This window comes from Flavobacterium glycines (genome assembly GCF_900100165.1).
Lineage (GTDB): Bacteria > Bacteroidota > Bacteroidia > Flavobacteriales > Flavobacteriaceae > Flavobacterium > Flavobacterium glycines.
In genome coordinates this window covers 1,795,471-1,815,210 of sequence record NZ_FNEO01000001.1, presented here as the reverse complement: position 1 = coordinate 1,815,210, position 19,740 = coordinate 1,795,471, and the positions used below count along the sequence as shown (strand labels likewise).

Genomic DNA, 19,740 nt, shown 5'->3' with positions numbered 1-19,740 from the left:
TTAAAAAACTTAAAGTGACTTTGCTAATCTTTACTGTAAAAAACAACTATTGATTTCCGTCTAAATGTATTATTTTTACAAAAAGCATTCTGTATTTTGAAAAAAGACAAGTCTGAGAAAGTAAATAATACCGAAAATTTCAGCCCTGAGGTTTTTAAAAAAATTCAACAGGCCCGAAAGCTACAACCTAGAACAGAAGAACTAATAAGTAGTATTCTGTCTGGAGATGTTGGTGCTTTGAGTCGTGCTATTACTTTAATCGAAAGCAACAATCCTAATCATTTTGCTAATGCCAAAGCTTTAATTAATGTCTGTTTGTCCCATACTAAACAATCCATCCGAATAGGTATTACTGGTGTTCCCGGGGTAGGAAAAAGTACTTTTATTGAAGCCTTTGGCAAGCATTTAACCCGCCAGGGTAAAAAGGTAGCCGTGCTTACCATCGACCCTAGCAGCTCTATTTCTCACGGAAGTATTTTAGGAGATAAAACCCGAATGGAAGAATTAGCTAAAGATTCCAATGCTTATGTACGTCCTTCGGCTTCAGGTGAAACTTTAGGAGGAGTGGCCCGCAAAACCAGAGAAACCATTACTCTATGTGAAGCTGCCGGATTTGACATTATCATTATTGAAACCGTAGGTGTTGGACAGAGTGAAATTGCTGTTCACAGTATGGTAGATTTCTTTTTACTGTTGCAAATAGCTGGAGCTGGCGATGAACTACAAGGCATTAAAAGAGGTATTATGGAAATGGCAGACGCAGTGGTTATTAACAAAGCAGATGGCGATAATGTAGCCAAAGCAATAGTAGCAAAAACAGAATTAAGTCGTGCTTTGCATCTTTTTCCTCCAAAAAAATCAGAATGGACTCCTACAGTAAGTACTTGCAGTGCAAAAACTCAGGAAGGCATTACCGAAATAGAGCAAATCATTGTTAACTATATTGAAACTACCAAAAACAATGGCTATTTTGACCGTAAAAGAGCCGAACAAAATGAATATTGGCTTTTAGAAACTATCAATAACCAACTAAAAGAAGATTTCTTCAATCATCCTGAAATCCGGGATTTATTAGAAAAAACTAAAAAAGCGGTGCAAAACAATGAGTCTTCACCTTTTGCAGCCGCTCAATTACTATTGGAAACTTATTTTAAAAACAAACCTTAAAAAGATTTTCCACTTTATCTTATATTCCCCACTGAATTCTTAGCCGTATCGTGTTTGGTTTTCAAAATTCCATTTTCTACCGTAAAACCAATACGAACCTGAGTCTTTAAAGTATCTTTTAATCCGGAAGTGGCTTTTTGAGCAATCACAAATGACAATTCAAATTCTCCATCCTGCAGTTCCATTACGGTATCAGAATCCTCATCCTGAATTTTAAATACTTTCATTGAACTTTTAGCATACGAAGCTGCTGCAGCTCCTCCGCCGGCACCGGATAAATTACCTACGCTGGAAACAGCAGCCGAAATAATAGCACCTCCCGGCAAAGCACCACCTAATAATGAAGCTCCCTGCGATAATGCACCTCCTGCAGCATGCAAACCCTGATTTACTTTTTCGCCAAAAGTAGTGCGCTCAGTTGCTGTCAATTCGTTAATGCTATTATTCTTTAAATTAATTTTATATCCCGAATTAAGAGGAAACAAAACAACACAGCCATTTTCAATCAGTCTGATATTTATTTTACCGGAATTTACCTTTTCGCCAAATGTTGCACCTTGGGTTTGTTTAGCAACAGTAACATTCATCGAAATCCTATTTGGCATCCCATTATTGATACTATTGATTCCTTTTTGATTGGATCCAACAGCAGTATTTTCTTTAGCCATACTCACTTTAGCATTATTCGCCGTATTAACTTGAGCATTTGCTAAACAATACCATCCTAAAGCCAAAACAACAGTTATTTTTTTAAAATTTTTCATTTTCGTATTTTTTAAAGTTTATTATATATCAATCACTATTTGATTTTGTTACCCTAATTTTTTAAAAATATTGAAAGAAAAAAAATGGCTGTAAAAACGATTAAAATTAATCATTTTACAGCCAATAAACTATTAATTAAAAGTTTTAAAACAACATACTATTCTTTCTCGTAGCGTTCCATTTCTCTATCGTAAAAAGCATTAGCCTGCTCAATTAATCCTTCCATTTCTGCATTCAATTCGGCTTCGTCTAAGTCTTCAGGCTCTTCCATAATTTCCACTTCATCATCTTTAAGGTTAATGATAAATCTTGGATAATCTAAGTGAATGATAAAAATATCATCCGGAAAATCGGTATTGTCGCCGAGTACAAATTTTGGTAATTCCATTTTTTAATTATTTAACCGCAAAGTTCGCGAAGTTTTTCGCAAAGATCGCCATATTTATTTATTATTTATCAGACAAAATAACGGGAGCATTCCCTTTACCATTCATAAAAATGATTTTGGTATTACGAGAAGCAGCCAATTCTTTTTGAGCTTTAATCGATTCATATTGCAATTGCTTATCCGATAATCCTGTTGAAATAATTCTTTGATAATCGGCAATACCTTGTGCTTCTACTCTTTTTCGCTCAGCCTCCTGCTTTTCTTTTTGCAAAACAAATTGCATTTTCTGGGCATCCTGTTCTACATTAATTTTGCTTTCAATTGTTTTCTTAACTGATGCCGGAAGATTTATATTTCGAATTAACAATTGCTCTAAAACTAAGCCTCTTGTTTTAAAATCGGTTTCAATACTTTTAAAAATCCTATCCTGAAATTCATTTCTTTTTGTTGAATACAAGGCTACTGCATCATAATAAACTGCATTGTCACGAATACGGGTTCTGGTTACCGGACGCACAATTTTATCTGTGTAATTCACTCCAATTTGCTTAAAAATATTAGGTGCATCCTGCGGTGAAACACGATACAAAACAGTCAAATCAATCACTACTTCCAACCCATCATTCGACAAAACACGTATAGCATCATCACCTTCTACAGCTCCTTCTGAATGATTAGCAGACATGGTGTAATTTTGTGTCTGTACATCAAATTCGGTCACATCTAATAAAGGATTAATCAGGTGTAACCCACTTTCTAAAACACCAGGCTCCACATTTCCATATAAGGATTTAACCCCAACTTTCCCCGCATCAATTTGCTTAAATGCAGATGACAGCGCACCTAAAGCAATCAATAAGAAACCAATAATCTTAAGAAGTCCGGAAAATTTTGAAAACGGACTTGGATTATTTTTAAAATTAAAACCGACTATAACGAGAACAATTCCAATAACAATAAATAGTATCATTTATTTTAGTTTAGTGATTCAACGCAATCAACTGCTTTGTTAATCTAATGAAGCGAATATACAAAAATAAAGCTGCTGTTGTTAATCCTGCCAAAAGTCCAATCCAAATTCCAATCGCTTGTAAACTAGTGTAAAATCCTAAATAAACAGACACAGGAAATCCCACCATCCAATAAGCAACAAAAGTAATATACATAGGAACTTTTGCATCTTGCAAACCACGTAAAGCTCCTAAAACTACAGCCTGAATTCCATCAGAAATTTGAAAAACTGCTGCTACCAATAACAATTGAGCTGCTATGGTTATCACTTCAGTATTAGCAACAAGATCTTTCAAATTACCCATATCTACAAACAATGCAGGCATTTGTTTATGAAACAAAACAAAAAACAAGGCAAAGAAAACTTCTAATAAAACCGCCAATAGAAAGATTGAAAAAGCCACAATTTTCATTTTTTTATAATCACCTAAACCTTTTTGATTCCCCACTCTAATGGTAGCGGCCACACTCAAACCCATGGCAAACATAAAAGTAAAAGAAGCCAGACTCAAAGCAATTTGATTCGCCGCCTGATTTGCAATTCCCAAACGTCCCGAAAGCCAAACCGCACCGGTAAACAATGCTACTTCAAAAAACATTTGCATTGAAGAAGGAGCTCCTAATCGGATAATTTTCAGATTAATTTCTCGCTGAATTTTTTTAACTGAAAAGCCTTCAAAAAAAGGATGAAACTTCACATTTTTTTTCATCTTATAATGTATATATCCCAACATTATAAAACGAGAAGCCAGAGTTCCGATAGCTGCGCCAAACATACCTAATTCAGGGAAAATCCAAATTCCATAGATAAACACATAATTTAAAATTACGTGAATAATATTAGCTAAAACAGTAGCCCACATCGAATATTTGGTTTCACTCATTCCATCGGCAAACTGCTTGTATCCTTGAAAAACAATCAATGGAATTAATGAAAAAGCCACCATATCGAGATAGGGTTTAGCCAATATGACCACATTTTCAGGTTGCCCCATAAACCCCAGTAATTGCTTGGCAAAAATGACTAATGCAAACAAAAAAAATCCTAAAAAAGTACACAAATACAAACCGTGATGAAATACTCTTCTGCCCTTTTCTATATCCTGTTCTCCATCTGCTTCAGCCGCCAGAGGTGTTATAGCTGTCGAAAAACCAATCCCTAACGACATCGCAATAAAAATAAAACTATTAGCCAAAGAAACTGCCGCTAATTCAGTAGGGCCTAATTTCCCCACCATCACATTATCCACAAGTCCAACTACAGTATGCCCAAGCATTCCTAAAATAATAGGATAAGCTAATCGAAAATTATAGGCAAATTCTTTGGTATAAATAGCTAAAGTCACTTTAATTTTTTTAAGGCGACAAAGGTAAGCAGAAGCAAATCGATATCAAGGTTTGTATCTAATAATATTTTGGAATTAAAATACAAATTCAACAAGACAACCGCATTAGTTAAAAAATAAAAAATCAAACACAAATTGCACTAATTAACACAGATTTAGACAAATTAAATTACACAAATCTGCCTTTGGCAGATATTCTTTTGTGGAATTTCTTTTAGAATCTACTAATTTGTGTTAATTGGTGCTAATTCGTGTCCAAAAATCGCTATTGTCTTTACTTTGTATAATTCAAATATTTTTTATCGGTCAGGGTTTTCATAAAATCAACCAATTGTTTCTTCTCTAAATCGGTTAAATTCAGTTTGTCTTCCGGTAAAGTTTGATTCTCTAACGAAAACCCCAATCCTTTTCCTCCGCCTTCATTATAAAAATCGACTACTTCTTCTAAGGTTTTAAAAACACCATTGTGCATATACGGTGCTGTTAAAGTTATGTTTCTAATCGTTGGCGTTTTAAAAGAATAACGATGAATAATGGCTTTTGTCAAATTGTATTTTCCTAAATCGGCATCTAATTTTCCGTTTTTATCAGGAACTCCTAAAACTTCGCTTTCGGATTTCATAAAATTAGGAGGTACCGTTCCATTAGTTAACGGAATAAAATGACATGTAGCACATTTGGCTTTGCCTGCAAAAAGATTAAAACCTGCTTTTTCATCAGAGGTAAAAGCAACCTCAGCACGCATATATTGATCAAATTTAGAATCGAACTTGCTTAATGTTCGAATATAAGAAGCCAAAGCATTTTTGATTTCAAAAGCGCTAATCTCTTTTTTAGGAAATGCAGTCTGAAACTTTTCGATATACATTTTGTTGTTCTTAATTTTCTTAGCAGCTTCTTCAAGAGAGCCGTGCATTTCATCCACATTTGTAATCACCGCTACTGCCTGATCTTCTAAATAATTTACTCTCGAATCAGAGAAAAAAACGCGTTGAAACGCAATATTATTCAGTGTAGGCGTATTTCTTTTTACAAAAGATTTACCATCAAACGAAAGGGCTTTTTCCAAACCATCAGTAAAAACCTTATCAGCATGATGGCAGGAAGCGCAGGAACGGCTATTATTACCTGACAAAATAGGATCGTTAAAAAGTAATTTCCCTAAAGCAGCTTTTTCTTTAGTCGTTTTATAATCCGGGAAACCTGAGAAAGCTTCTTCATCAAAAACTGCTGCGTCAAATAAGGTTTGAGCATTCGTTTTCAATCCTCTCATTTCATTGAAAAACGGAATCTTCAAATTTTTTTGACTTTGATATAATTTTCGGCTTAACGGATTGGCATAATTTTGAATAAAAACGGCACGATCAAAACGATTGAAATCAGGATTGGTTTTTAAATATTTTATTGCCTGATTGATGATTTTCAAACCGGCATCCGATTCATTATCGGTATAGAGTTGATAGTATTTTTGAATACCTTCCAATGAAACCTCAGCTTCCTGAATTGATTTTTGTGCTATTGGCGAATCAAAGCCTGTAATTCCCATGCTGATAATCCTAAAAACTTCCAATCGCAACGCATCAAAAACATGGGCATCGGTAAATTCATTACTTTCTGCAATTCGGTTCAAACGCTTCAAATTAGCCGACAAAATCCCTGTTTCTTTCAATAATTCGGCTTTTAATTTCTTATCATAAGTTGGAAACAGAAACTCTTCAATTACCTGAAATCCCTGTGGATCTAAAATCATTTTATCATTTTCCTCAAATTCAGGAATGGCCGGACCATTGATGGCCTTAGAAACTTCGGGAAAATAATATTCGCTAAAAACTTCTATTCTTTTATAATTTTGGTGTGCTGCTAAAAATTGTTTTTGAAGTTTATCCTGACTTGCATCTGACTTAATTAAAGTTTCTAAATCAACAACGGATTGCATTAAAAGCGTGATATCGGCTTGAAATAGTTGTTTTACTTGTTCGGTTTTAGGCGCTTCCTTACAAGAAAACACAAACAATAACAGTAAAAAAAAGAATGTTTTTTTCATAACAAATTAAGAAAGCAAAAGCCACGATTTCAAAATGAGAAACCGTGGACTTCTGGAAAATTTTAAAATTTTATTATCTCGCTAATCCTTTAATTAATACAATTTGGCTAGCTTGTTGCTCATTCGGACGACCTGTACCTCCATCAACTCCTTTGTATTTATCTCCTGTCCAGGTGTGAGGCTGAACACTTAATAAGAAAGTATCATCAATTCCTAATTGCTCAGAAACATCAATCAAAGCACCATATTCCCAATCTCCAAATTTAGAAGTTCCTCCTACGTTGTATTTAGCAGCATCTGAAGCAGTACGACGGTGGTCTAATTCAACAACCACTTTCAACGTTTTGTTAGCAATATCGTATTGGTAAATATATCCATCGTGTGTTTCGTCTCCATATCCATTAGCATCTTCCTGAACATAAACGTAATTCTTAGTCACACAAATGTTATCCGGATTTTGGAACGTTTTAGCAATTCCGTTACGGTCATCACCATCAAGCAATACTCTTAAAGTTCCTGATAATGGGTTATTTTCGTCTAAATTCAATTGGTAAACTCTACCATATTTTGTTCTGGAAGCATCAGCATTAACACCAGTTGTGTTTTGACCCGTTACGTTGAAATAAATTTCTCTGTCGGCAGCTTTCTCTCCTTTTCTATAATCCAAATCCTCTACTCTACCAAACTTAATCCCTTTTAAAGTATTAACCAAAGCATTAATTTGAGCACCAGTCATTGTAGTATGATTGTCAATTTTCACGAATGAAACCGGGTAACTTTGACCAGCAATCATGTCTTTTTCTCTTTGATTATCGTTGTTTCTTTTCATCATGTACAAAGAACCACTTGTAAGATCACCAACTGTATTAGAAACATACATAAAGACCTGACCTCCGTAAGTTCCTGAATCGTCATCACCAATTACAACAACTGTTTTCCCAGGAAATGCAGACGATTTTAACGGCAAAGCATTTTCAGCGCTTAATCTTCCTAATCCTGGTAATTCTTTAGAAACATTGTTAGATGCTATATCTCCATAAGGATCAACACCGTGTGTACGGGATTCTTCACCTGATTCTCCGCAAGTTAAATACAAAGGACCAAAGCCATTAACCGCCGGAGTAGCCATCGAAGCGCCACACAATCTCCATGTACCTCCATTAGAATTCAATAAATACTCTCCTCTTATTGGCTTAAAAGTGTTATCTAATGTGATTCTTGAAACAGAGAAATTATCTTCGTTATTTACTAAAAAAGTAAACGTCCCATCTTCATTTTTCAATAAGCCACTTCCATCGGCTGAACCTCCAAAAACAAAGTTTGGACTTTCCGGCAATACATCATCAGAAGTCAACAATGAGAACAATTCTAATTTTTCAAATCCTTCTTTTTTCTTCAATAATACAGGAGTAACTGATTGATCAGCTAAAACTACTTCTGTCCCGTTCTTATCGTTATCGCAAGAAACAATAGCAGCACTTAAAAGTAATCCTAAAACAATTTTTTTCATCTTGATAGTTTTTTTAAAAGTTTTCAAAGCAAAGAAAGCTCAGGAATTGCAAAACGATTTAAACTAAACATTATCAAAACTTAAACAATCACTTTACTTATTGTACAAAAAATCAAACATGTGACTTTAATTATTACCAAAATATTTCCTATAGATTACGACAGGATTAGTAACAAAACAATTTCTTCAAAAAGCTGCATTAAAAAAGCACTCCAGCCAATTGATTCTCAATACTTCACTACTTTTTAAAACAAAAAAGCAACAAATCACACAACATTTAAAAAGTTACTCCGTTTATTATATCTGGAATAACTCTCATTTGTAGCGTTATTTTAAAGAATAACAATAAAAAAATCAGTAAAAACCCCAAATTATGAAAACAACAAAAAAACTTACGGCAGCTTTTATGTTAGCCCTCGCCTTATGCTCTTTCAATGGAGTAAAAGCACAAGAAACTACAAATTATGACCAAGGTTTTCGTTTAGGATTTGGTTTAAATGCCGGTTATGCTAACGAAGATCCTTACAAACTTGCTCTGGGAGCCGATACCAGATTGCAATATGACCTGACTAAAAGATATTCCATCACCTTAACAACAGGTTTCAACAACATATTTGTTAGCAAAAATGATGGTGATGACTTGGGTTTTATTCCGGTAAAAGCGGGTCTGAAAGCCTTTGTGTGGAATGATCAATTTTATTTAACAGGAGAGGCAGGAGCCGCTTTTGCAGTAACTAATAATTACAACGAGACCTCTTTTTTATTATCTCCAGGTATTGGATTCGCAAACAGATACATTGATATTTCTGCGCGTTATGAGCATTATTCTGATTTCCCAACTATTAATAATGATGGTAGTCCGGGCAAAGGTTTTGGTCAATTTGCACTTAGACTGGCTTATGGTTTTAAATTATAACTTTAAAAGTTATTAAAACAAAAAGGTTTCATCTCAAATTTTAAGATGAAACCTTTTTCATTTAAAAAAGCTTATAAAAGTTTTATTCTTTAGCCAATTGCTCTTTATACATCGCAAAATTAGCTTTTACTTTTTCTTCTAAATCCGGAACCTGAATATCAGTCAGTTTTTGCATTTCTTCCCAAATAATCTTAGCTACAATATAGCGTGCCATTTCTTTATCATCGGCAGGAACAATATACCAAGACGCTTTTTCAACAGCGGTTTTATTGATAGCTTCTTCGTAATATTGCATATACGTATCCCAATGTTCGCGCTCTTTTAAGTCTCCCGGCGAAAATTTCCAGTGGTGTTCCATATTTTCTAATCGGCGCAACAAACGTTTACGTTGCTCTTCCTTACTTAGATGAAAATAAAATTTTAAAACAATCGTTCCGTTTTGGGTAATATGTTTCTCAAAATTTCGAATTTGTTCGAAACGATTTTCCCAAAATTCAGCTGTAATATCTTCTAACTTTTCAATTCCGGGCAAATTCTCATTCAAAATATATTCGGGATGTACTCGGGTAACCAATACATTTTCATAATGTGTTCTGTTAAAAACGGCAAACTTTCCTTTTTCAGGCAAAGCCAAATAATGCCGCCACAAATAATCGTGCTCCAGCTCAGTAGAATTTGGTGTTTTAAAACTATGTACCACCACACCACGGGGATTAAATTCCTTAAAAACTTCCCGAATCAAACTGTCCTTTCCCGAAGTATCCATTCCCTGCAAGCAAATGAGTACTCCATATCGATTATGAGCATACATTACATCCTGCAATACACTTAACTTCTCCTGAACTTTTTCAAGCTTTTCTTCCTTATCATCATCACTGGCTTTACTGTACAAATTCGTTGGTATTTCAGAAAGTCTAATAGGTTCGGTTACTTTAAAATCATCTGGATTAATTGATTTCATAGGGAATATTTTAACTTTATACTCTCAAATATAAGGAATAAATACTATAATTTTAGACTTTTAAATTTAGCTATCGGAAGATATTAGTCTAATCTAAAATAGCGGATTTCAAAACAATATCCATGGAAAAATTCACATTAGAATTATTATTTCAAATCATCGGAATTGGTTCTGCCTCAGGAATAATCTACAAAGACAATTCCTTATTCATTGTTGGCGACAACAGCGGTTTTTTATACGAATACCATATAAATTCACAGAATTTAAATCGTCATCCCCTGATAGAAAATCCATCCGAAAACATCATCAAAAAGGACAAACCCGATTTTGAAGCCCTGACTTGTTTTCAAGACAGCATATATGCTTTTGGATCAGGTTCAACCTCAAAAAGAAATACAATGGTTGAATTTGATTGGACACAAAAAAAGAAAATTGCCTCTGACAATCTCGCCGATTTATATACTAAAATGCAAAATTTTGCTTCCATCAAACCCGAAGATTTCAATATTGAAGGCGTAATTCACGATGGCGAAAACTGGTATTTCTTGAATCGGGGCAATGGTATTTCTAATAAAAACACACTTTTTAGTTTTCATGCCAAAAAACTGAATCAGGAATTCAACATGCGCTCTAATGATTATGAATTACCTAAAATAAACGGAATAGTAAGTAGTTTTACCGATGCCGTAAAGCTTGACAACAGCATCTATTTTTTGGCTACAGCCGAAGACACCCAATCCACTTATGACGATGGCGAAGTACTGGGAAGCATTATTGGACGCATTAATTTAGAAACCATGAAAATTGATTTCACCCAAAAAATCAGTGACAGTCATAAATTTGAAGGACTGACCGTTTTTAAAAACGATAATAATAAAATAGAATTTTTACTATGCGAAGACAAGGATACCGAAATTCTTGAAACAGCCATTTATAAATTATCATTAAATATAAAATAAATCATGACTGACTTAAAAAATAAAAATGCACTAATTACAGGTGCCGGAAAAGGTATAGGGAAAGCAGTTGCAATTGCTTTGGCTAAAGAAGGCGTCAATATAATTCTGGTTGCCAGAACCCAATCGGATATTGACGAAGTTGCCCGGGAAATTAAAGCTTTTGGGGTAAAAACTTTAGCATTAACAGCCGATGTTTCTGATATAAATTCCGTAAATTCAGCTGTAGAAAAAGCCTTAACTGAATTCAAAACCATTGATATTTTAATCAATAATGCAGGAATTGCTGCTTTTGGAAATTTTTTAGAACTGGAAGTTACCGCCTGGGAACGCATTATACAGGTGAACTTAATGGGAACTTATTATGTAACCCGCGCCGTTCTTCCTAATATGATTGAAAGACAAACCGGCGATATTATCAACATTTCTTCAACTGCTGGATTAGCAGGAAATGCTCTGACAAGTGCTTACAGTGCTTCTAAATTTGCGGTTTTAGGATTAACCGATTCATTAATGCAGGAAGTACGAAAACATAATATTAGAGTAACAGCTTTAACTCCAAGTACAGTGGCTACCGACTTGGCAAAAGAATTAAACCTAACCGATGGAAACCCTGAAAAAGTAATGCAATCGGAAGATATTGCCGAATTAATTATAGCCCAACTAAAATTAAACCGACGCGTGTTTATCAAAAACAGCAGCATTTGGTCTACAAATCCTTAATTAAAATTAAAATGGAAAACTACTTAAGACAACTGGTATCAATAGAATTTCTGGATAAAAAAGAAGTTTATACCGGATTTCTTATTGACTACTCCGATGATTGGATTTTGTTAAAAAACAATCCCGTTGATTTTATCATTGATGGCTTCGTGATTCTTAAAAACAAAAACATAGAGCGCATTTACAGGGATGAAGAGCATGAATTCACCGAAAAAGTAATTCGACTAAAAGGTTTAAAAACAAATGCCAAAGACATTATTCCCATCAAAGATTTAGCTTCAATTATAAGCTTTGTGGATAAAAAATACGGTGTTTTTCAAATTGCCAAAAAATCGGCTACATCAGCTTATTTAGGGAAACTGATTCAGCTGAATGATCAAGAACTCATCATTGATTTTTTAGACACCAAAGGTCAGTTTGGAGGAGAATTAAGTTTTAATCCTGAAAAAATAAGAGTAATCGAATTTGACACCGATTATATCAATTCGTTGAAACTCGTTACTCAGGAAAATCAAAACAAGCACTAAAATCGACTAAAAAAACTTATATGGACTAAAGAATAAAAACCATTAAGAAAATTAAATTTCATTAAGCTCTTCTACTTAAATCCCTTAATTTTCTTAATGGTTTAAAAAACTCACATGCCTTATATGGCAAAAAACAAAATACTAATTTGTTGAATTTCAATAAATTTATTTTAATTTTCAAAAAAAACAACTTCTCTCCCAACCTTTTTCTCTTTTTTATCCTCTTTAGTAGAAAGACCACAATTGTGATAAACGAAAATATAATATTAGCCTGCAAAAAAATGCAACGGGATGCCCAGCGTCAGGTGTATGCTTATTTGGCACCTAAACTCTACGCCAGCTGCAAACGCTATTTGAAACAGGAAGAAGAAATTGAAGAAGCCCTGGCAGATGCTTTTTATATCATTTTTACCAAACTGGACCAATTGAAAGAAATTGGTGCTTTCGAAGCCTGGGCCAGAAAAATAGCGGTCAATCAATGTTTGGCAACGATCAAAAAGAAAACCAACTTCAATATGTATCTCGATGATGTCAAAACATTGTCGCAGCCATTTACTGATGAAATGACGAATCTTGAAGAAGAAGATTTACTGGATTTACTCAATCATATTCCTGTGGGATGCAAAACTATTTTTAACCTTTTTGTAATTGAAGGCTACAGCCACAAAGAAATAGCCGGCATGCTTAATATTTCCGAAGGCACTTCAAAATCACAATTGAATGCTTCAAAAACAAAATTGAAGGAATTAGTAAATAATCTGTATTACCAAAAATCGAATTAGTCATGGACAATCAAGATAAAATAATTAACAAAATCAAAAGCGCAGCTCAAAAGGCAGAGCAACAGGACTTTCCCGGAATGGATAAGGTTTGGGCGCGTGTTGAAGACAAGCTCGAGCAAAAAGCATTACAATCAAAATCACAACTTTGGAAAAAATTAGCCATTGCGGCTTCTTTGTTATTGTTTGTTTCTTTGGGATATCAGTTTTTTAAAGCCGATTCTAAAATAATTTTGCCAAATAAAACTAACGAAACCAGAATCGTTTTACAAAAAAACGAAAACATTAAGGATAGCATTGCTCCTTCTGAAAATATCAAAACCGAAGCCACAACGATTTTACAAAAACAATTAGAGAAACCAAATCCTGTTGCTATCGTTGAAAATCATTCAGAAACTAATCTTTCTGATACTAAAGCTAAAGCAGAAGAAACAACATCTCAGGAAGATGCCTTAATGATTCAGGAACCAAATAGTACTTTAGCGGTAGTGCCTATGCCAGCCGTAAAAGCAAAAAGTCTTGCTCCTATTGCCTATGAATATAAAGAAAAAGCAGAAATTGCTGCTACAGATAACAATACAGAAAAAACAATTACAGGTACCATTACAGACGAAAAAGACAACTTACCTATTCCCGGTGCTACAGTTCAAATTAAGGGAAAAAACTCTGGTGTTGTAACAGATTTTGATGGAAAATATATCATTCAGGCCGAAAAAGGAGAGAAACTTATTTTCAATATGATAGGATACAACAGTTACGAAGCTATAGTTGGTAACTCAAATAAAATCAATCCTAAACTTTCGCCTACCAGTGATGCATTAAACGAAGTAGTGGTAGTAGGTTATGGAAAAGCCAGAAAAAATCAGGCAAAAAATGCTGAACCAATAGCTAAATACGGAACTACAAAATTTTACAAGACTGAAAAAGAAAAAACAGTTCCGCATATTAAAGATGCTTTGTATGTAATTAACGGAGAAACATACGAAGAAGCTTCCTTATTTGGTCCCAACCCTACAAGCCCCTATGCCCCATTGGACAAACAAAAAATCGAAAGTGTTCAGGTTATATCCAAGGAAGAAATTTATAAATACAGCAATGTAATTGGCCAGAGAACTTACAATGGAGTAGTAATTATATCCACTAAAAACGGAATCCCGCTGAAGCGTTAATACGCAAAAAATACTGTCTAACATTTTAAATTTTATTATCATGAAAAGTCTAAAACTTATTTCATTAGCCCTTGCTATGCTTTTTTCTATCCTGTCTTTTGGACAGGAAATCACCATTACCGGAACAGTAACTGATGAAACAAAAACACCTATTCTGGGTGTATCAGTAACTATTAAAGGAACTCAAAAATCTACCACTACTGATTTCAACGGACATTATTCTATTGAGGCTCATAAGGGGAAAATTCTGGTTTTTAGTTTTATTGGCTACAACACATATGAAAAAATTATCAAAGAAAACGCCAAAATAATCAATGTTAGTTTAAGTCCTAATACCTCATCACTGCAAGAGATTGTCGTTGTAGGATATGCAAACACTCGTAAAGGCAAACTTCGCTCTGCTGATGCCGTTGTTTATGAACAAAAAAACGCAAACAGCCCTGTTCAAATGACAAAAATGGTAATGCCGGCTAAAGTAAAAGCTGAATACATTACGGAACCTTCGCAAATTTATGGAAACACCAATACTGTAAACATCAATCCTCCCTTACCAAGTACTCCCAATCAGGAAGATTATGAAGCCTTTGTAGAAAACCAATTTGAGACACCTAAAAAAGCACCTCTTTCAACCTTTTCTATCGACGTGGATAATGCCTCTTATACTAACATTCGCCGTTTTATCAATAACGGACAAGCTGTTCCTAAAGATGCCGTTCGAATTGAAGAAATGATGAACTTTTTTAAATACAATTACCCACAACCTAAGGACAACCATCCATTTTCGATTAATACTGAATACAGTAATTGTCCCTGGAACAGCAAACATCAATTGCTAAAAATAGGATTGCAGGGCAAAAACATTCCAACCGAAAATTTACCGGCTTCCAATTTGGTTTTCCTTATTGATGTCTCCGGTTCAATGAGTGATCCTAACAAACTTCCATTACTCAAACAATCTTTTAAAATTTTGGTAAACGAATTAAGAAAAGAAGACAAAGTAGCGATTGTAGTTTATGCCGGAGCTGCGGGAATGGTATTGCCTCCAACTTCCGGAGATCAAAAACAAACCATTATCGATGCTTTGGACAATCTGAATGCAGGAGGCAGTACGGCAGGTGGTGCCGGAATTGAATTGGCTTACAAAACTGCTATTGCCAACTTTATCAAAGGAGGAAATAACCGTGTGATTCTGGCTACTGACGGCGATTTTAATGTAGGTACTTCATCAAACAAAGACATGGAAACTTTGATTGAGGAAAAAAGAAAATCAGGTATTTTCCTGACTTGTCTGGGGTACGGAATGGGAAATTACAAAGACAGCAAAATGGAAATCTTAGCCAATAAAGGCAACGGAAACTATGCTTATATTGATAACATTCAGGAAGCCAATCGCTTTTTAGGAAAAGAATTCAAAGGTTCGATGTTTGCCATAGCTAAAGATGTCAAAATCCAAATTGAATTCAATCCAAAACATGTTCAGGCTTACCGATTAATTGGTTACGAAAACCGAAAATTGCGTCCTGAAGATTTTAAAAATGATGCTATCGATGCAGGTGAATTAGGCAGCGGACATACCGTTACCGCCTTATACGAAATTATTCCAACGGGTATCGAAAGCGATTACAGCATTCCTGATTTGAAATATACCCAAGCCGCTAATACGGCTAATTACAGCAACGAATTAGCAACCATAAAATTCCGTTACAAAAAACCGGATGGAGAAAAAAGTATTGAGATGATTCAAACCATTGAAGACAAAACCAAAAACTTAGCTACAGCTTCTGAAGATTTCAAATTTAGCGCTGCTGTAGCCTGGTTTGGATTGAAATTAAGAGATTCTAAACTCGTAACCGACAAAGAATCAAAATCAATTTTAAAACTATCCAAACAAGCCCTTTCCAAAGATCCTGAAGGATACAAAGCGGAGTTTGTGAGATTGGTGGAAACCGTTCAATAATTGAAATATTATTAAACCATATAAGTCATTTAAGCTTATTTTCTTTACTTATGTGACTTATACGGTAAAAAAACAAAAACCATTAAGAAAATTAAATTTCATTAAGCTCTTCTACTTAAATTCCTTAATTTTCTTAATGGTTTAAAAAACGTATATATCTTACACCAAAGCCGAAACAAATTCCATTCTCACACTTCCGTCTTCATCAATTCGGGTCAGATTAATTTCGTGTAAAGTATTCACTAATTCCGGATTCCAAGGCGTTTTTACTTTTACATAATTTTCGGTAAAACCATGAATGTAACCTTCTTTATTTTCTCCTTCAAAAAGTACTGTTCTTTGCGTTCCCAGCTGACTTTCATAAAAAGCACGACGTTTTTTTACGGATAAACTACGCAGCATTTTACTTCTTTTGGCACGCACATTTGAAGGAACAACACCTTCCATTTCGGCAGCTTCGGTATTATCACGCTCTGAATACGTAAAAACGTGTAAATAAGAAATATCCAAATCATTTAGGAAATGATAGGTTTCTAAGAAATGTTCATCGGTTTCTCCCGGAAATCCTACAATCACATCCACACCTATGCAGGCATGCGGCATCACTTCTCTAATTTTAGCGACTCTTTCGGTATAAACTTCACGCAGGTAACGGCGTTTCATCAACTTCAGAATATCATTGCTCCCCGATTGTAACGGAATATGAAAATGCGGTACAAAGGTTCGGCTTTTCGAAACAAACTCAATCGTTTCGTTTTTCAGTAAATTCGGTTCGATAGATGAAATTCGCAAACGTTCGATTCCTTCTACCTCATCTAAAGCCTGAACCAATTCCAGGAATGTATGTTCGTGTTTTTTATTTCCAAATTCCCCTTTACCATAATCACCAATATTGACTCCGGTAAGCACAATTTCCTTAATATTTTGCGCTGAGATTTCTTTCGCATTTTTCAATACATTCTGCAATTCGTCACTGCGGGAAATTCCACGAGCCAGCGGAATGGTACAATAGGTACATTTATAATCGCAGCCATCCTGTACTTTTAGGAACGCACGGGTACGGTCGCCAATGGAATAACTGCCTACATAAAAATCGGCTTCGGCAATCTCGCAGGAATGCACTTCGCCCATATCATTTTTAGACAAATCGTTGATGTAATCGTTCAGTTTGAATTTTTCGGTAGCTCCCAAAACCAAATCCACTCCATCTACAGCAGCCAGTTCTTCGGGTTTTAATTGCGCATAACAACCCACGGCAGCAACAAAAGCTTTGTCGTTTAGTTTCATCGCTTTGCGAACGACTTGTTTGAATTGTTTATCGGCATTTTCAGTTACTGAGCAGGTGTTAATCACATACATATCTGCCACTTCCTCAAAATCCACACGGTCAAAACCTTCGTCCTGTAAGTTACGGGCAATTGTCGAAGTTTCTGAAAAGTTCAGTTTACAGCCTAAGGTATAGAAGGCCACTTTTTTTCTGTTTTCCATAAGTAAGCGCTATCTAATGAAATCGTTGTCAAAAAAATAGCGTGCGCAAATTTACAAACAAATCCTCAAACAGTACAATGGTTTTATATTTTATTCAAAATCAGAAAGCAAATAATTTTGAACGACAACAGAAAGCAATTATCCTAATAAAAAAACTAAATTTGTAAATTACAAGCCATTGATAATAATCCGATTTAGATATTAGATATCATATATCCTAAAACAAAATAAAATGTCACAATTTATTACATTAAATACAATAATTGGAAACGGAAAATCATATGAAGTACCAATTTACCAAAGAGATTATTCTTGGGGCAAAGATGATTGGGAAGACCTATGGAATGATATAGCCGAAATCCCTACTGACAAAATACATTATTTAGGATATTTAGTATTGCAACCTATAAAAGATGGAGAACAATCATTTTGGATTATTGATGGTCAACAAAGATTAACCACATTATCCATATTAACTATTGCTGTTACAGCCTTATTAAATAAATGGACTGAAGAAGACATTGATTCCAAAGATAATAAAATAAGAGCTGAAAAAATTACTGAGAGGTATTTAGGAAATTATTCATTATCAAAACTGAATCTAGATCCTAAATTAAAACTAAACAGAAACAATGACGATTATTATAAAAGTTGGCTATTAAAATTAAGACAACCTACTGCTTTAGCAAAATTGAAGCCTTCTCAAAGATTATTACAAAAGGCCTTTAATTATTTCTTTGACGAGCTAGACAATAAATTTAAAGACAATAAGTCTGGTGCTGATTTGGCAGATTTCTTAGAAAAAATAATTGGTAATGGTATCGTTTTTACACAAATTATCGTAGATAATGATTTAGATGCTTTTAAAGTTTTTGAAACATTAAATGCAAGAGGTGTAAAACTTTCCACTGCTGATTTATTAAAAAATTATTTATTTAAACTTACACACCAATTAGGCGAAATAGATTTGGATGAAGCAGAAAGAAGATGGCAAAACATCACTAATACAATTCAATCAAATGATTTAACAACATTTATTCGTCATTACTGGAATAGTAAATATAAATTAGAAAGACAACCTACTTTATTTAAAGCAATAAAACGTGAAATAAATTCTGCCGAAAAAGCTTTTCAATTTTTAAACGATTTAGAAGACATTAGTATTTACTATACGGCATTTAACAATCCAAACGACGAACTATGGGATAAAGATGAAAAAGCATCGTTAAAATTACTCAATTTATTAAATGTTAGTACATGTTTTTCCTTAATGCTTAGTTCGCTTAAAAACCTTTCCAGAGCAGAATATAAAATCATATTGAAAGAACTGTCTATAATTACATTTAGATATAATTTAAGCGATTTAAATCCTAATGAAGCTGAACGTATATTTAGTAAAGTTGCTAATGACATTTCTAATAAAAATATTAAAAATGCCAAAGATTCAATTATAGCTTTAAAGTCAATTTATGTAATTGATGATAATTTCGAACAAATTTTTTCTACAATAAGTATCAATACACGTAGAAAAAAAGATTTAGCAAAATACATATTAGTTAAAATAGAAAATCAAATTGCCAATAAAGACTATCAACCAGAAGAAGCTGTTTCAACAATCGAACATATTTTACCTGAAAATCCAGGGGGCATTTGGGATGAAAGTTTTCCGGTAGAAATACAAGAAGATTACATTTATAGATTAGGTAATTACAGCTTATTAGAATCTAATATTAACAATAAGCTTGGTAATAATATGCCTTTTTCGGAAAAACTAGAAAAATATAAAAAATCAAGCTATAAATTAAGCAATGAGTACTGCAATTATGAAAAATTTACTCCAAAAGAAATTTCATTAAGACAAGAAAAGATTGCTAAAATTGCTAAAGGTATATGGAGAAGTACCTTTTTACAGTCTTTAGCTTAAATAGTATGACGCTACCATTCTTTATTTTTACTCGCTAATCAAAAAACCATTAAGAAATCAAGATTAAGAACTACTCTTAAATTCACTTAATTTCTTAATGGTTTAAAAA

Annotated in this window: 17 protein-coding genes; 9 read left to right on the top strand and 8 right to left on the bottom strand. The window is 34.0% G+C overall.

What is annotated here, in order from left to right:
• Positions 1–93: 93 nt before the first annotated feature.
• Positions 94–1,167, top strand: a complete 1,074-nt coding sequence (gene meaB, locus BLR17_RS07355; RefSeq protein ID WP_083189175.1) for a methylmalonyl Co-A mutase-associated GTPase MeaB — start codon at positions 94–96, stop codon at positions 1,165–1,167.
• A 14-nt stretch (positions 1,168–1,181) separates the two neighbouring features.
• Here meaB and BLR17_RS07350 read toward each other — a convergent pair whose 3' ends face one another.
• The 6 genes from BLR17_RS07350 to BLR17_RS07325 form a co-directional block, all read right to left on the bottom strand.
• Complete coding sequence (locus BLR17_RS07350) at positions 1,182–1,931, bottom strand: hypothetical protein (RefSeq protein ID WP_066324830.1); 750 nt, start codon at positions 1,929–1,931, stop codon at positions 1,182–1,184.
• A gap of 158 nt (positions 1,932–2,089) precedes the next feature.
• Positions 2,090–2,320: a hypothetical protein gene (locus tag BLR17_RS07345; RefSeq protein ID WP_066324831.1), complete on the bottom strand. Its 231-nt coding sequence runs from the start codon at positions 2,318–2,320 to the stop codon at positions 2,090–2,092.
• Between the two features lie 61 nt (positions 2,321–2,381).
• On the bottom strand, positions 2,382–3,290 hold the full coding sequence (locus BLR17_RS07340; protein WP_139068320.1) for a prohibitin family protein: 909 nt from the start codon (positions 3,288–3,290) through the stop codon (positions 2,382–2,384).
• A 10-nt stretch (positions 3,291–3,300) separates the two neighbouring features.
• Positions 3,301–4,677: an MATE family efflux transporter gene (locus tag BLR17_RS07335; protein WP_066324833.1), complete on the bottom strand. Its 1,377-nt coding sequence runs from the start codon at positions 4,675–4,677 to the stop codon at positions 3,301–3,303.
• Positions 4,678–4,951: 274 nt separating this feature from the next.
• The gene (locus tag BLR17_RS07330) at positions 4,952–6,721 is read right to left on the bottom strand and encodes a cytochrome c peroxidase (RefSeq protein ID WP_066324835.1); all 1,770 of its coding nucleotides are present in this window, start codon (positions 6,719–6,721) and stop codon (positions 4,952–4,954) included.
• Between the two features lie 73 nt (positions 6,722–6,794).
• Entirely contained in the window at positions 6,795–8,231 is a 1,437-nt protein-coding gene (locus BLR17_RS07325) for a PhoX family protein (RefSeq protein ID WP_066325088.1), read from the bottom strand.
• A gap of 373 nt (positions 8,232–8,604) precedes the next feature.
• On the opposite strand from BLR17_RS07325, the gene BLR17_RS07320 reads away from it, so the two are divergent.
• Entirely contained in the window at positions 8,605–9,147 is a 543-nt protein-coding gene (locus BLR17_RS07320) for a hypothetical protein (protein WP_066324837.1), read from the top strand.
• 82 nt (positions 9,148–9,229) lie between these two features.
• Here the strand turns inward: BLR17_RS07320 and BLR17_RS07315 are convergent, their stop codons facing one another.
• The gene (locus BLR17_RS07315) at positions 9,230–10,108 is read right to left on the bottom strand and encodes a PPK2 family polyphosphate kinase (RefSeq protein ID WP_066324839.1); all 879 of its coding nucleotides are present in this window, start codon (positions 10,106–10,108) and stop codon (positions 9,230–9,232) included.
• A gap of 122 nt (positions 10,109–10,230) precedes the next feature.
• Here BLR17_RS07315 and BLR17_RS07310 point away from each other — a divergent pair, with 122 nt between their 5' ends.
• The 6 genes from BLR17_RS07310 to BLR17_RS07285 all read left to right on the top strand — a co-directional run bounded on the left by BLR17_RS07310 (position 10,231) and on the right by BLR17_RS07285 (position 16,219).
• Positions 10,231–11,067 (top strand): DUF6929 family protein, encoded by an 837-nt coding sequence (locus BLR17_RS07310; RefSeq protein WP_066324842.1) that lies wholly within the window; start codon positions 10,231–10,233, stop codon positions 11,065–11,067.
• A gap of 3 nt (positions 11,068–11,070) precedes the next feature.
• Positions 11,071–11,787, top strand: a complete 717-nt coding sequence (locus BLR17_RS07305) for a 3-ketoacyl-ACP reductase (RefSeq protein ID WP_066324844.1) — start codon at positions 11,071–11,073, stop codon at positions 11,785–11,787.
• A gap of 11 nt (positions 11,788–11,798) precedes the next feature.
• Positions 11,799–12,314 (top strand): hypothetical protein, encoded by a 516-nt coding sequence (locus BLR17_RS07300; RefSeq protein WP_066324846.1) that lies wholly within the window; start codon positions 11,799–11,801, stop codon positions 12,312–12,314.
• A gap of 281 nt (positions 12,315–12,595) precedes the next feature.
• Positions 12,596–13,096, top strand: coding sequence for an RNA polymerase sigma factor (locus BLR17_RS07295; RefSeq protein ID WP_066324848.1), 501 nt, complete (start codon positions 12,596–12,598; stop codon positions 13,094–13,096).
• Positions 13,097–13,098: 2 nt separating this feature from the next.
• Positions 13,099–14,262 (top strand): carboxypeptidase-like regulatory domain-containing protein, encoded by a 1,164-nt coding sequence (locus BLR17_RS07290; protein WP_066324851.1) that lies wholly within the window; start codon positions 13,099–13,101, stop codon positions 14,260–14,262.
• Between the two features lie 40 nt (positions 14,263–14,302).
• A complete protein-coding gene (locus BLR17_RS07285) occupies positions 14,303–16,219 on the top strand; it encodes a vWA domain-containing protein (RefSeq protein ID WP_066324854.1) in 1,917 nt (638 codons plus the stop codon).
• A 159-nt stretch (positions 16,220–16,378) separates the two neighbouring features.
• Here BLR17_RS07285 and mtaB read toward each other — a convergent pair whose 3' ends face one another.
• On the bottom strand, positions 16,379–17,707 hold the full coding sequence (gene mtaB / locus BLR17_RS07280; protein ID WP_066324855.1) for a tRNA (N(6)-L-threonylcarbamoyladenosine(37)-C(2))-methylthiotransferase MtaB: 1,329 nt from the start codon (positions 17,705–17,707) through the stop codon (positions 16,379–16,381).
• A gap of 232 nt (positions 17,708–17,939) precedes the next feature.
• On the opposite strand from mtaB, the gene BLR17_RS07275 reads away from it, so the two are divergent.
• Positions 17,940–19,631, top strand: coding sequence for a DUF262 domain-containing protein (locus BLR17_RS07275; RefSeq protein WP_066324859.1), 1,692 nt, complete (start codon positions 17,940–17,942; stop codon positions 19,629–19,631).
• The last annotated feature ends 109 nt before the right edge of the window (positions 19,632–19,740 follow it).